Source organism: Bartonella sp. B35(2025), from assembly GCF_053794465.1.
The window spans coordinates 339,514-354,543 of sequence record NZ_CP200035.1; the positions used below are offsets into that span (position 1 = coordinate 339,514).

General features: G+C 33.9%; 8 protein-coding genes. 4 read left to right on the top strand and 4 right to left on the bottom strand.

Features of this window, described 5'->3' with window-relative positions; translation table 11 throughout:
• Positions 1–456 precede the first annotated feature (456 nt).
• From V4P56_RS01345 to V4P56_RS01355, 3 genes are all read right to left on the bottom strand, one after another.
• A complete protein-coding gene (locus tag V4P56_RS01345; RefSeq protein WP_455482305.1) occupies positions 457–2,796 on the bottom strand; it encodes an ATP-binding protein in 2,340 nt (779 codons plus the stop codon).
• 279 nt (positions 2,797–3,075) lie between these two features.
• A complete protein-coding gene (pepN, locus tag V4P56_RS01350; protein WP_455482306.1) occupies positions 3,076–5,703 on the bottom strand; it encodes an aminopeptidase N in 2,628 nt (875 codons plus the stop codon).
• Positions 5,704–5,782: 79 nt separating this feature from the next.
• Positions 5,783–6,610, bottom strand: a complete 828-nt coding sequence (locus V4P56_RS01355) for a uracil-DNA glycosylase (RefSeq protein WP_455482307.1) — start codon at positions 6,608–6,610, stop codon at positions 5,783–5,785.
• 1,776 nt (positions 6,611–8,386) lie between these two features.
• Between V4P56_RS01355 and V4P56_RS01360 the strand changes: the two genes are divergently transcribed.
• Positions 8,387–9,247: a phytoene/squalene synthase family protein gene (locus tag V4P56_RS01360; RefSeq protein ID WP_455482308.1), complete on the top strand. Its 861-nt coding sequence runs from the start codon at positions 8,387–8,389 to the stop codon at positions 9,245–9,247.
• A gap of 678 nt (positions 9,248–9,925) precedes the next feature.
• On the opposite strand, the gene V4P56_RS01365 is transcribed toward V4P56_RS01360, so the two are convergent.
• A complete protein-coding gene (locus tag V4P56_RS01365; RefSeq protein ID WP_455482309.1) occupies positions 9,926–11,815 on the bottom strand; it encodes a peptidyl-prolyl cis-trans isomerase in 1,890 nt (629 codons plus the stop codon).
• Positions 11,816–11,967: 152 nt separating this feature from the next.
• Between V4P56_RS01365 and tpiA the strand changes: the two genes are divergently transcribed.
• The 3 genes from tpiA (at position 11,968) to V4P56_RS01380 (ending at position 15,026) form a co-directional block, all read left to right on the top strand.
• Positions 11,968–12,732 carry a triose-phosphate isomerase gene (gene tpiA / locus V4P56_RS01370; RefSeq protein ID WP_455482310.1) on the top strand — a complete coding sequence of 255 codons (765 nt, stop codon included), beginning with the start codon at positions 11,968–11,970 and terminating at the stop codon, positions 12,730–12,732.
• Positions 12,733–12,814: 82 nt separating this feature from the next.
• Entirely contained in the window at positions 12,815–13,270 is a 456-nt protein-coding gene (gene secG / locus V4P56_RS01375; RefSeq protein WP_455482311.1) for a preprotein translocase subunit SecG, read from the top strand.
• A 127-nt stretch (positions 13,271–13,397) separates the two neighbouring features.
• On the top strand, positions 13,398–15,026 hold the full coding sequence (locus V4P56_RS01380; RefSeq protein ID WP_455482312.1) for a CTP synthase: 1,629 nt from the start codon (positions 13,398–13,400) through the stop codon (positions 15,024–15,026).
• Positions 15,027–15,030 lie beyond the last annotated feature (4 nt).

Here is a 15,030-nt window from a genome sequence, read left to right on the forward strand (position 1 = left end):
TGATACAACAAGTGGAGAAGTTCATTTTTCTGATTTATGGTAGGGTAAGAAAAGGATAATGATTTCCTATACTGCTGGTGGTAATGTTGATTTTTAGTGACCAATAGATGTTATTATGCATGCAAAATATTATTATTTAGATTTTTCTAAGAAGATATTTGAGCTTGAGAAGATTAAAATTAACAACAAAATTAATAATTGCTGTGTTAGTATAATTTATAAATTTTAGTTTATTTCAGGATTCAATGGTTTAAAAATCTTGTTTTTGAGTAATATTTTTTTATTATTTTTATAAAATTTTTCTGTGGCTTTTGTTTATAATATTAGCGTTTCAGATATTAAATTTATATATCAAGTTACAACTGACTATAGTGCTTAGAAGTAAGCTAATTTAGTCCAATTGTAAGTTATTATTTTGAGAGTCAATAATAACAAATATTTTTACAATGAGAATGGTTATGTATTTTTTAAAGATTTATTTTGTTGGATTGGCATTATAATTGTTACAGTTGTACCTTTCATTTCTTTAGAGGTAATTTCAAGTTTTCCTTTGTGTAATTTTAACAGAGAGCGTGAGATGGCTAATCCAAGACCAGAACCGGTATGAGTTTTAGTAAATTGATTTTCGACTTGCTCAAAAGGCTGGCCAAGTTTTTTAATTGCTGATTGAGGAATACCAACCCCTGTATCCTTAATTTTAAAAACAAAATTATTTTTTTTCTGGGCAGCATAGATATCAATATTACCACTGGAAGGTGTAAATTTAATAGCATTAGAGATGAGGTTAAGAAAAATTTGTCTCATGGCTCTACAGTCAACTTCGGCATGAAGTTTTGAAGCAATATTAGCTGTAACAGAAATATTTTTTTCTTGAGCTTGTGGTGTAAATGTTCGTATTGTTTCACTGATGATAGGTTCAAGATCAATATTTTTAAAATCAAGGGTAAATCTTCCTGCTTCGATTTTGGACATATCAAGGATATCATTGATAAGAGCTAAAAGATGAGTTCCTGAGTTATAAATATCTTGCATATACTCTTTGTAGCGTTGTGAACCAAGAGGGCCAAATGTGGCTTGCAACATGATGTCTGAAAAACCAAGAATGGCATTAAGTGGAGTGCGTAATTCATGAGATATATTGGCTAAAAATTCTGATTTAGCTTTGTTAGCACTTTCAGCTCGCTCTTTTTCTTCTTTCAAGCTTTTGTTAAGTTTTTCAACTTCTGTTGCACGTTGCTGAGCATTGCCTCGTGCAATTTTAAGTTCTTGAATGAAAGAAAAAAAGCGCCTTTCACTATCTTTAAATTTTTCTTGTTGTTGTTTAAATTCAGAAATATCAGTGCCAATACAGACAAAACCTCCATCTTGGGTACGCCGTTCATTAATTTTAAGCCAACGGCCATCTGCAATTTTGCGAATACTGGTTAGGTTACCAGTACCATCATCTTTGAGGAGATATTCACTAATCGCAGGGCGAGTCATAGCTTCAATGGTTGCACGCTGAATACCTGATTGTAGAGCTTGTTTAGGGATAGCTGCATATTCACAAAATTTACTATTGGACATCACTAAACGTTCTTCTGAATCCCATAATACAAAAGATTCTGAAATATTTTCAATAGCATCACGAATACGAAGGTCAGCTTGCACTGTTTGTTCGGCAAATTGACGTTGCTCACTGATATCAAAGGAAATACCAACCAAATGGGGTTCTTCTTCTTCAGTAACTTCGGCACGAATGCGCATCCATATATAATGACCATCTGCATGACGCATGGGAACGTTAATATCAATATGCTTTTTTTTACCGCTCATTAATTCCTGAGCAAGATCAAAAAAATTAGTATCATTCGGATTAATAACAGTAGCGATTTGGGAAATTGATAGTAATGCATCTTGAGGTACATAACCAAGCATTTCATACATTGCTCGTGACCAATATACACGTCCGCTTGCTATATTCCAATCCCATAACCCACAGCGTCCACGCATCATTGCCATATCAATGCGGCTTTGCATTTTTTCTGAAACCGTATTTGTATTGCGTGCTCGTATAATTTGGCTATAATAAGCGTAGAGAAGAACCAAAATGACGCCGGTAGTTCCTATGAGTAGGGTTATATTTAACAAGAAAATTTTATGCCATTTCATGTAGGCATGCTGTATTTTTTCACTAATAAATACTCCATATTGCCTATTTTCTGTTTTTCTAAATGAAGCAAGAGCGGGGTCATCTTTTCCTATTGTAATCTGTATTGTTTCAGCATCATTTTTGAGAGCTTGCAAGGCAGCACTTTCGGAAGTAAAATTTTGTAAGGATTTTCCTAAGATTATTTCTGAACTGGATGATGCTAGAATATTTCCTTTTTGATCTACTATAGCGATAACAGTGCTGGTATTGATGAGACCTTGATTGCGAAGATTGGTAAGAATATTTTGCAAATGATTATGAGACAAAATAGCAGATTTTCCTTGCTGATTGGCAGTTAGTAGATCACGATCAATGATACTGGTAATATGATTAGCTAAGAGAGTAATTGTAGAGCGTGTATTTTTATTAATTGTGTGACGCCAATCATAGATTGATACGAAACGAGTTACTGCTAGCACGATAAGGAATACAACAATTATAAATGGAATAAAGCGTCGCAGCCAAGGTTCGATAAATAAAAGTTTTTGATAGGTGAAACCAGAAAGTAGATTGGCATATGCTGTTCGCACTTTATTATTTTGAGTGCTTGGTTTGGAAGCGACATGCATCTCTGTTGGCGCATTATATGCGTCCAATTTAGCCATTTTTAGTTCCCCTAATTATGGAATAATTTGACTGAAAAACTGCTTCGATATTCATAATAACCTCTTAGGTGCAATGAATCAAAACAGGAGTCTTCTGTCCAGTCTTTTTTTTAAAAAAGTAATTTTACTTTTTGATAACGGCATACAGAAATAAAAAGAAATTTTAATAATCAGTCCATCAACAAATAATTTAAACCTGTTGATGGGCTATTGTTACTGAGGAGCTAATTCGTTTTATAATGCAATACTATAATATTTTGATTATAAATACTTTTTATTTTAAGTAAGTATACGATTTATAATATCTGCTACATCGCTTGATAATTTAGGAGCTGCTTCGATTGTTTTTAGTGCAGTTTCAAGTTTTTGTTGCCGAATAGGCTCTAATTGTCGCCAAGAACGCATCATTGTTAGTAATCGTGAAGCGAGTTGTGGATTTTTTTTGTCAATTTCTAAAATGATTTGGCAAAGAAAATAATAAGAGGCACCATCAATTCTGTTAAAGCCTGTTAGATTATGAGATGCAAAGACACCAATTAAAGCACGCACACGATTTGGATTATCTTGTGAAAAAAGCGGATGTTGCATAAGTTTTTGTACATGATCAAGTGTTGATGCTCCTGCAACCATCGCTTGAATAGAGAACCACTTGTCCATAATCAAGGGATCATATTGATACCTTTTTTCAAAATCATTTAATGCACTTTGTGTTTGCTCACTTTTGTTAAAGTATCGCAATAAAGTGATTATACTAGCCATTTTGTCAGTCATATTATCGGCTACTGCGTATTGTGTAGCAGCACGGTTTGGTTCATCTTCAGCAATAGCAAGATACTCTAGAATAATATTCCGCAATGCTCGTTTACCAATTTGTTCAGTATTTGGTGAATAAGGCTCTTCGATCTGCATTTGTGCATAAATTTTTGTTAAGAGCTCTTGATGAGTGTGTGCAATAGAAGCTAAAAATTGATTTCGTATATAGTGGATACGATCTGGATCAACATTTTCACCAATAGCGTGAGCTAGCTCAATTTCACTAGGTAAAGTTAAGCAAAATGCGCGAAACTCAGGCTCAAGTCTTTCATCTGTAATAATAGTTGCAATCAATTGGAGCAAAACAGAAGGCATAGCTTTTGCTGTTTGTGTTTTATCTTGAATAGCCTGAATCAGAGCTTGTGTCATCAAATGGTTAAGTGATTGCCAACGATTGATTTGATTGCTATCATTTTGAGCAAGAAAGATAAGTTCACTTTCTTTGAGTGGAGCTTTTAGAGCTATGGGTGCAGAAAAATCTCGCAGTAAGGATAAAACAGGTTTTTCGCGTAGTCCTCTTAATGTGAAAGTTTGAGTTTCCTTAGATAAAAGCATAACATCTGATTGAATTTCTTTATCAGCTTCATAGATTAAGGGCTCTCCATTATGTCCTAAAAGTCCAAACGCAATGGGGATAACCATAGGCTTTTTTATGTGTTGTCGTGGTGTTGCTGGAATATGCTGTTTTGCATGAATTGTTAATACACCATCGCTATAATGGGTATCGATTTCCACATTAGGTGTACCTGATTGTTCATACCACAACATGAATTGTGAGAAGTCTTTTCCCGAGACTTCAGCAAAGCATGAGATAAAATCTTCAATCGTGCAAGCTTGCCCATCATGGCGTTGAAAATAGAGATCCATACCTTTACGAAACAAAGAAGAGCCCAAGATAGTTCGCATCATACGAACTACTTCAGCTCCTTTTTCGTAAACAGTTGCGGTATAAAAATTATTAATTTGACTGTATTCATGAGGGCGTACAGGGTGAGCAAGTGGGCCAGCATCTTCGACAAACTGTGTAGCTTTTAATGTTTTTATATCTTCAATTCTCTGTAAGCTGCGTATATTTTGATCTGAAGAAAATTCCTGATCACGGTAAACCGTTAATCCTTCTTTTAAACAAAGTTGAAACCAATCACGACAGGTAATACGATTACCAGTCCAATTATGAAAATATTCATGTGCAATAACGCGTTCAATATTTCTATAATCATAGTCAGTTGCTGTTTCAGGATTTGCAAGAACATATTTATCATTAAAGATATTGAGTCCTTTGTTTTCCATTGCACCCATATTAAAGTCAGAAACAGCAACAATATTAAAAATATCAAGATCATATTCACGTCCAAAACACTGTTCATCCCAGCGCATAGAACGTTTAAGTGCATCCATTGCGTAGATTGCTCGTTTAGCTTTTCCCTTTTCTACATAGATACAAAGTTTGACTCGTCTGCCAGATTTAGTGATAAAATGATCTTCTAACTTATCCAGGTTACCGCCGACTAAAGCAAATAGATAAGATGGTTTTGGATAAGGATCTTCCCAAATAGCAAAATGACGGTTACCGTCAAGAATTCCTGTTTCAACAAGGTTTCCATTGGAAAGTAAAATAGGGATTGTCTGAGAGTCTGCTTCAATTTTTACTGTATAGGTAGAAAGAACATCTGGGCGATCATAAAAATAAGTAATACGGCGAAAGCCTTCCGCTTCACATTGTGTACAATAGACGTCATTTGAAAGATAAAGACCCATAAGTTGACGGTTATTTTTGGGATTCAATTCTGTGACCAATTGCAATGTAAAAGGGGGTGTTGGTGGGGTTATAATTTCTAGAAGTGAAGGAGTACTTTTATAGGCATTTTGAGCTAACGTTTCGCCATTAATGGCAACAGAAATTAATTTAAGATCATCGCCAGAAAGAATAAGAGGTGTCATCTCTCTTGTATTTTGATGTGTTTCAATCAACAATGTTGCTACTACACGAGTTTTTGTTGGTTCTAAACAGAAGTGAAGCTCTGTTCTAGGGATAGTGTAGGGGGTTGGCTTATAATCTTCCAGACGATAAATGGGCATTGTTGGTTGTTTCATAATTTTTTCCTGACTATAATTTCAGAATACAGATGATCAAAGATGTTCTTACATCTTGAAGAGAAGAAAAATTAAGGAATTACAAAAGGCTATTAAGGCGGTTTTTTACTTCTAAAAAGTCTATCCATGTAAGTTTTTTCTGACTAGGGGTTCTTAAAAGATATGCAGGGTGAAAGGTTGGCATAACGGGTATTTTTATTCCTCCTTCCTCTACATAAGTAAGCCATTTGCCTCTCGTTCGAATAATACCATTTTGATTTCCAGTAAAAAATTGCGTAGCGATTCCCCCTAATGCTATGAGGATACGAGGGTTAGCCAGTTGAATATGTCGTTCAACAAAAGGACGGCATAAGGCAATTTCTCTTGGTGTTGGTGTACGATTTCCCGGTGGTCGCCATGGAATGGTATTGGTTATGTAAACATTTTGTCTTGTTAGACCGATTGCTGCTAGTATTTTATTAAGCAATATACCTGCCTTTCCTACGAAGGGAACACCTTGGATATCTTCTTCACGTCCTGGTGCTTCTCCGATGAGCATAAGCGGGCTTCCTGCTGTTCCATCCGCAAAACAGGTATTTTTAGCTGTTAATTTTAGTGAACAGTCATTAAAAGCAAGAAGGGCAGATTTTAATTCATCAAGTGTATTCGCATTTTTTGCCATCTCTATAGCTGAGAGTGTGTGCTGCGTAGTATCAGAGTTATACGGTGGATAACTATGTTGATTTGTGGTTGATGATATTTGTTGATGATGGGAAATGTCAGTTATCTGTTCTAATTTTTTTTCTGAAGAAAAAATTTGACTAAAGTGGTTAATGGGTACATCAGTCAGTACAGCATCAGCACCACTTTCTTGATAGAAGGTTAAAAGTTCTTCATATGAGATTGTATATTGGGTTTGGTTTGGCATTGTATTTTTTCTTATGATCCGTTCATGAATGAATAGAACAGATAGAATCATTCTGCAAGCTTTATGATATGCTTTGCTTTTTTACAGCTTCAGGTATAGATCCATTTAATACCACATATATAGTGATGATGCTAGAAAAGGTGCAACCTATTTCTTGTATCTTTCTTATCAAATGTGGAATGAAAATTTATTATCTCAGTTTTATTGATGAATCTATCGATTATAAGAGGAGCACTTGCATTTCTCTCTTTTATCAATATACCATGTGGATTAAATGACAGAAATTTCCTTGCCTGTTGGGCATTTCTAAAGACCTTTTTAGATTATGCCTGATTATATTTTAACTGTTTTCAGGTCTATTTTCTCATCGTTATTATTCTTGTGGTGTAGAATGATAACACTGATTGTATTAATAATTTATCCACTTATGGTCAGATAACTGAGCATTCTTAATGCGCTGGTTAAAATAACTAAACAGTCTATTTATAATATCTATATCAAAAGATTGTGTATGATATAGTTAGATCATCTTGATATTAAGAATCTTGTCACAAAGGTAAAGATTTAAAAACTGTATGAAAGAAAAACGATTCAATATCTAAACTCTGCTTGAGAAAAAAAGATTATACAAAAATTGCAAGACAAGAATCTTGAATATAACTACATAATAAAACGATAAATATTACCCTTTGGATCGATCTGAGCACTTATAGTACTTTCAATAAGGGGTTTACCAAAGTATTCAAAGTCAACCACATTATCTTAAGCGTTCAAGCTGATCTCTGACATTATTTAATCTGTATATAATGATTTTAAGTACTAAAAAATCCACACTAACTTAAAATTGAAAAACTCAAAATTAAGTTGAATGAGATATAATTGAACATAAATCAACAGAGGCTTTTAAAGGTATTCACATGTAAAGATATATATTTAAAAATATGCAACCATCAAAGTTATTAATTAGATAAGCGAGAAAGATAATGGTATTAGCTTATTTTTATCTTGAAAAGTAAGTGTTTCAGTGTTGAATTACTTAGTTTATTGTATTGGGATAATATTATTTCTTCAAGTTACAGGAGAAAAAAGTGATACCATTAAAATGGTAAAGCATATTGAAATAGCACTAACAAGTTGTATTATTTAATACATAAATATGGCAGAAAAACATGGATTATTTATTATATTTGATTTTTAGACATAATATGTCTCAGGTGAATAAAGTTTATGTAGTTTTTGTTTTCACAATGCTGTTCTTTTTTTGCAAAAAGGATTAAAAGTATTTTAGTTTTTTTTAAAGACTGGTTGTTTTTAATCTAACAGAACTTTTAAAGAGAATAAGGTAGGTTAGAAAATAGCTGTTTGATATAAATATTTTAAACTTTTTATAAAAATATATTGTTGATCTATTTAATACCCCAAAAAACTCATTTTACTCAGATGCACCGTATTGTTTCAAGGAGTATTATTTAAGGGTGCGTTACTATTATTTAAAGGTATTTTTAATGTCATGAACCTATAAAGATATTAAAGGCTAGTTTGTGTTGAAATCTAACAATTACTATGAGAAGTAAGAGAGATTTTTGAAAGATTTCGCTTTTTTAGAAATGAAAATAGCTGGGAGTATTAAGATGGTTCAAAAAGGAATTTTTCATCTATAATATGCTGACAAAGCAAGTTTGAGAATATTGCTTCCCTAATTTTGTTTCTTTATATTAAAAAAATATAAATAAATCAAATATTAATTATAAAAAAGAGGTTAATAAGTACGGTAGAATGATAAATTTTCTTCCTTATTGTCTTGATATTTTACGTGCTACAGATCGTGATCGCTACATATCGGTTTTATTTGCTCCTAAAAAGAAACGAAGAGCGCTAGCTGCTCTTTATGCTTTTAATGCAGAAATTTCTCGTATTGATGAAAGTGTACATGATCCCCTTATTGGTGAGATACGATTACGCTGGTGGCATGATTCTATAATGAATGCTGATATAAAAAACGGTGACAGCAATCCAATTTTAAATGATTTATTTATGGCAATTACTCACTTTAACTTACCTAAGAAAGCTTTTTTGCGTTATTGTGAAGCGCAGATTTTAAATCTTTACCATAATCCTATAGCAACTATTCATGATCTTGAAACTTATTGTAGTGAAACAGCGAGTATAATTTTACAGCTTTCTTGTCAGATATTAGATTCTGATACTACACAAAATTTTACAAATGCTTGTAAACATGGAGGAATTACTCAAGCACTAAGCGGTGTGTTGCGTCTTTTGTCATTTATGCAACCACGATACCAATATTATTTACCTACTGATATGTTAAAGGCTGTAGGGGTAGATAGGGAAGAATTAGAGTCTAACCGTGTCAATGATGAAAAAAAGCGCTACATTGTTGAAGCTATGGTAGCATTATCACGAGATCATTATACAAAATTTTACAACTATTTTATAACTTTACCTAAGCTACTTAAACCAGCATTTCTTCCTTTAGCAGTTATGCCAGCATCTCTTCAAAAAGCGGTACAGCTGGGAACAGCTCTTTTTCAAGAGAATGCAACCTTACCATTACTGCATCGCCATTGGCTGATAACAAAAGCAGCGATGAGTGGTAATCTTCCAAAGGTATTATGAAAATATAAAGAGTGTTATCAAAAACGAAAGAATTGGTAAAAATACAGATTTTGTACTGAAAACAGCTGCTATATCGTGAATTTAAATCCTTTTTTCTTATAATTTAGAAAACAATACTAACAGATTGATTGAGAAGTCTCAAAAATTAGAAATTGGGCTTATAGTAATGAAAATATTGTACACCCTGTTTAGTATGTTGATATCATTGGATGATACAGAAAATACGAAATATGAGATAAAGTTTGTATAATACATCAGCCCGTTTTTTGATAATATTCAAACCTTAATACTTAATGCTCTTAAATATACTGACAGTATCTTATTTACCAGTTAAGCGTAAATTTCTCTTTTAATAGAAGAGATCATTTATGTCAGTTATAAAAAAAAATTACAACTGTTAACTATGGATAGACTCATCACATAATTTATTATCACGATTATTATAACATCAGCAGGGTAGCCCGAAAAAACAAATTTTTTTGAACACTTAAGAATTATTCTCCAAATTTTATTTATTATTTTTTTGTAAATTCCCGAAATTATAGGAAATTTGGTTATTTACACAAATCTTTTTTGCACAGACACTAATGAAAAAGAAACCCACTTTACTCTTTTAGCTATAGGTGAAATGCCAACTATAATTCATAAAATAAATATTTAAAATTATTTACAATATTTTTATTGGAGAGCATTAAAGATTTGATTATAGTTTGCGCCATTAATTTTTAAAGGATGTTCTTTATTCGCGAATTGTAGCATTTCTAGCTTTAAATCTTCTCTTATTATCATGTCTATATTAGAACGAATATCAGGTGAAAGGGTATAAGCGGTGATGTCTTTAGGTGTAGTGACTGCTTTTATTTGATAAATAATACGGTTTGTTGGAACTGAACCTTTTACTACACCGTAATGACCTTTTGGGCCAGAAAATAATACTTTAATGCCGTCAGATCCAAAGATTTCAGATGAATCTTGACGCCGTAGGGGTTGTGTCGTTTGTTTTGTGACACCAAGTGTATGAGCGAGAGAAACAAGACTCTTTCCTTCGGTGAGTTGTTTGAGAGCATTTTTAGCTTTTTCATCGAGAAGATGTTGAATTTTTTCACTCTTCCACTGGTCAATAGCATCTTGTTTAACTTCTTTAAGGGTTTTATCACGGGCAGGGATGATTGTATCTACCTTGTACCATAGATATCCACCTGTTTCTAAAGAGAGTGGATCAAGATCAATCCCTTCATTTGATTGATAGATGGAATTCAGTAAAATGTCTTTTTGAGGTAAATCTGTAAGAATTACACCTTCAATTGTTTTTCCTGTTTTATCAAGAGTGACAGTTCGTAAAGGTAATTTATATTGGTCAGCAAGTTCTTTGAGAGAAGCGCCCTCAAAGCGAGCATTTTCAATTGCTGTATAATTATTACGCATATCATCTGCAGCGCGGTTTTGGGCAAGTGTTTGACGAATATTTTCTTTTACCTTTTCAAATGGAATAGGGCCTGGAGGTGTAATTTGTATAACGCGAACGATAACAGGGCCTTTTAAATCATTGATCACAGCACTAATTTGTCCCTGTTTAAGTTCAAAGATTTCAGATGCCAGATAGCTGGGAAGTTCACTTTCCGCTAGAGGGCCTTTTCTTATATCATTGAGAGTCTTTTTTTCAGCTTTTACCAGATCATCAAAACTCAATCCATCAGCTATTTTTTTTGCTGCATTATCGGCAGCTTCACGTGTGGAGAATCGCAATTCTTCAATTGTACGTTTTTCAGGATCCATAAAATGTGATATATTTTGAGTATAGTAAGATCTAACCTCATCTGTTGAAATATCTTTTAATTTTATAAACTCATCAGGTGTTAGAGATAATAGAGAAACGGTGCGGTATTCTGGTGCACGAAACTTTTTTTTATGAGTTTCAAACCATTTTTGCAACGTTTCTTCATCGGGATCAGAAATTGTTTTCTTTTCTTTTAGATCAATAACAAGATAATCGGCAATACGTGTTTCTTCTTGATAAAAAGCAAGTGCCTTATAAAAAAGATCTGGTGCTTTCATTCCGGAAAGTGAAGCTAAAATGAGCTGATTACGTTTCTCTTTTTTAGTGTAATAATCAAGGAAATTATTTTCATTGATATGCAATTGCTGAAGATAATTACGAAATAAATTTGCACTGAAGATCCCATTTTTTTGAAATTTGTTATCTGTACTAATGATATGGGCTATCGCATCCTTTGAAAGATTAATTTTCATTTTACGTACTTGTTCATCAAATAGTACACCTTGTTGTAACTGGTTGAAAACAAAAGCGGGGATTCTGTATTGTTGCATTTCATTTGGTGTAAGCATCCGTCCAAGATGGGAAGCAAGTGCTAAATGCAAGCTTTGATCAGCGAGTGCAAGATAATAATCATCGACAGTTATTGTGGATTCTCCAGAAGTAATAAGATCTCTTTCCTTCTTTGTATGTAACTGTGGTATACCCCATAAAAGGATGAAACATAAGAGTAAAATAGTAAGAAAAATCCTAGCAATCCAAGAATTTGTAGCATTTCTTATGATGTCAAGCATTGTTCAATTCCATTTGTTGGTATAATTATTATCAAAGCAGTAATGGAATTTGCAATAAAGATGCGTAATATGCAAGCTTAAAGGCTTGCTTTCGCTTTATAATTTGATAATTAAAGATAAAAATATATTACGATAGCTCTGAGGATAGAAAGATGTCACCAAAGATTCGGCCTTTGATTGCTGGAAATTGGAAAATGAATGGAACCGGTGAGTCTCTTGGAGAGCTACGTGCCATTGCTGCTGGTGTTAGCTCTGATTTAGGTCGTTTATTTGAAGCACTTATTTGTGTTCCAGCAACGCTTTTGTCACGTGCCTTTGATACATTGAGTGGTGAAAATCTTCTCTTAGGGGGGCAAGATTGCCATTTTATTGATAGTGGTCCTTATACCGGGGATATTTCAGCTTTTATGCTTAAAGAAGCAGGAGCAAGTTATGTCATTATTGGGCATTCAGAGCGTCGTACAGCTTATCATGAAAATGATACAATTGTTTGTGCTAAAGTGCAAGCCGCATGGCGAGCAGGTCTTACTGCTCTCGTTTGTATCGGTGAAACATTGGAGGAGCGCAAAAATAATAAGGTACTAGATGTACTTACGCAACAGCTTGAGGGATCTTTGCCAGATGGTGCAACAGAGAAGAATGTTATTATTGCTTATGAACCTGTATGGGCTATAGGTACAGGAAACACAGCTACTGTAGAAGATATTGAGGAAATACATGGTTTTATCCATGATAAAATATGCTCTCGTTTTGGTAATAATGGAAGCAAGATACGTTTACTTTATGGTGGATCAGTAAAAGCATCCAATGCATTGAAAATTTTGGATACTGCTCATGTTAATGGTGCTTTGATAGGTGGAGCAAGCTTAAAAGCAGATGATTTTTTAACTATTTGCGATGTTTATCGTAAATTATAATGAAGAAATTTTTTTCCCCCTTGGATTATGTATAATTTATGTGTAAATAATTGCAGTATAGTTATTTCAAAGAGCAGGTTTTATGCAAACAGTACTCATTGTTATTCATTTTTTAATTGTTATTGCTTTGATTGGTGTTGTATTGATTCAACCTTCAGAAGGTGGTGGACTTGGTGTTAGCAGTGGTTCTGGCCTTATGAGAACACGTGGTACCAAAAACGCCTTGACACGTTTGACAGCCATTTTGGCCATTTGTTTTTTTACAGTATCAATTGGGCTTATTGTAATTGGGAATCTATCGAACTCTAGTTCTGATATTCTTAAGCGTATTCCGGTTAACTCGGAACAGAATCTGATGAATAAAGATGGTTCAGAAATTGTGCCATTATCAGATAGTGAATCTCAGCCTTCTATTTTAGAACAGTTGGATGGTGTTTCTATTCCAACTCAGAAAGAAAACAAATTTACAGCTCCTGTAGTTGAAAGTCCAGTTCCACCTTTGCCTGAAAATTCAGTTTTTGATAATGATACAAAATAGCTTTTTCAAGATGATATGAATTTTTAAAAAGGTAATTTTTTACCTTTTTTATTTTATAAAAGAAAAGCTATTTTTTTTGTATTTTTTACTGGAAAAATCATTATAAACTGCTTATTACCATAGGCCCATGGTACGTTATATTTTTATTACTGGTGGTGTGGTTTCTTCTCTTGGAAAGGGTATTGCAGCAGCGGCATTAGCTTCATTGTTGCAGGCTCGTGGATATCGTGTACGGCTTCGTAAACTTGATCCTTATTTGAATGTTGATCCAGGTACAATGTCACCTTATCAACATGGTGAGGTGTTTGTAACTGAAGATGGTGCAGAAACGGATCTCGATCTTGGCCATTATGAGCGTTTTACTGGCTGTTCTGCGAATGGCCAAGACAATATTACAACAGGGCGTATTTATCGCAATATCATTAAACGAGAACGGCGCGGTGATTATTTAGGTGCAACTGTTCAGGTTATTCCTCATGTTACAGATGAAATTAAGAGATTCATTACTACAGGAAATGAGGGATTTGATTTTGTTTTGTGTGAAATAGGTGGAACAGTTGGTGATATTGAAGCGATGCCTTTTCTTGAAGCTATTCGCCAATTATACAATGAATTACCAAGGCAAAGTGTTGTTTATGTGCATCTTACATTGATGCCTTATATTTCTTCTGCAGGTGAATTAAAAACCAAACCAACACAACATTCTGTTAAAGAGTTACAATCAATTGGTATTACTCCTGATATTTTGTTGGTACGTACAGATCGTTCTATTCCAGAAACAGAGCGGTGCAAATTATCACTTTTTTGTAATGTTCGTCCAAATGCAGTTATTCAAGCATTGGATGTGCCAACGATTTATGATGTTCCAATGGCATATCATAAAGAAGGTTTAGACTCAGAGGTTCTTTCTGCTTTTGGAATTGAGCGAGCATCTAAACCAAAATTGGATCATTGGAAAGAGATTACACATCGGATTCACCATCCTGAAGGGGAGGTGGTGATTGCAGTTGTTGGAAAATATACGGGTTTGAAAGATGCTTATAAATCTTTGACTGAGGCAATTGTACATGGTGGATTAGCTAATAGAGTGAAGGTTAATATTGAATGGATTGAGGCGGAGCGTTTTGAAAAAGAAGACCCTGCCACTTCTTTACGCAAAGTTCATGGCATTTTAGTTCCTGGTGCTTTTGGAGGGCGTGGTGCAGAAGGTAAAATTAAAGCAATCCAATTTGCGCGAGAGCATAAGATTCCGTTTTTTGGTATTTGTTTTGGAATGCAGTTGGCTTGTATAGAGGTTGCACGCAATATCGCACATATTGAGAATGCTTCATCGAGTGAATTTTGTGAGACAAAAAATCCGATTGTAGGTTTAATAAAAGAATGGCGTAGAGAAGGTGTTCTTGAGCAACGTACAGAATGTAAAGATCTTGGTGGAACAATGCGTCTTGGTGCTTTTACTGCTGAATTAAAAGAAGGTAGCCGTATCGCTAAAATTTATGGAATGACAAAAATTTACGAGCGTCATCGTCATCGTTATGAGGTAAATATTGATTACAAAGATAAGCTAGAACAATGTGGTTTGATTTTTTCTGGTATATCTCCAGATGGTATTTTGCCGGAAACTATAGAATATGTGAACCATCCATGGTTTATTGGTGTTCAGTATCACCCAGAGTTAAAATCACGCCCATTTAATCCACATCCACTTTTTTCTTCTTTTATTGAAGCTACTATAGAACAAAGCAGATTGGTTTAATTCA

Bases quoted from the DNA above. Each gene is read 5' to 3' on its own strand.
- V4P56_RS01345 (WP_455482305.1), bottom strand. From the start codon at position 2,796: ATGGCTAAATTGGACGCATATAATGCGCCAACAGAGATGCATGTCGCT.
- pepN (WP_455482306.1), bottom strand. From the start codon at position 5,703: ATGAAACAACCAACAATGCCCATTTATCGTCTGGAAGATTATAAGCCA.
- V4P56_RS01355 (WP_455482307.1), bottom strand. From the start codon at position 6,610: ATGCCAAACCAAACCCAATATACAATCTCATATGAAGAACTTTTAACC.
- V4P56_RS01360 (WP_455482308.1), top strand. From the start codon at position 8,387: ATGATAAATTTTCTTCCTTATTGTCTTGATATTTTACGTGCTACAGAT.
- V4P56_RS01365 (WP_455482309.1), bottom strand. From the start codon at position 11,815: ATGCTTGACATCATAAGAAATGCTACAAATTCTTGGATTGCTAGGATT.
- tpiA (WP_455482310.1), top strand. From the start codon at position 11,968: ATGTCACCAAAGATTCGGCCTTTGATTGCTGGAAATTGGAAAATGAAT.
- secG (WP_455482311.1), top strand. From the start codon at position 12,815: ATGCAAACAGTACTCATTGTTATTCATTTTTTAATTGTTATTGCTTTG.
- V4P56_RS01380 (WP_455482312.1), top strand. From the start codon at position 13,398: ATGGTACGTTATATTTTTATTACTGGTGGTGTGGTTTCTTCTCTTGGA.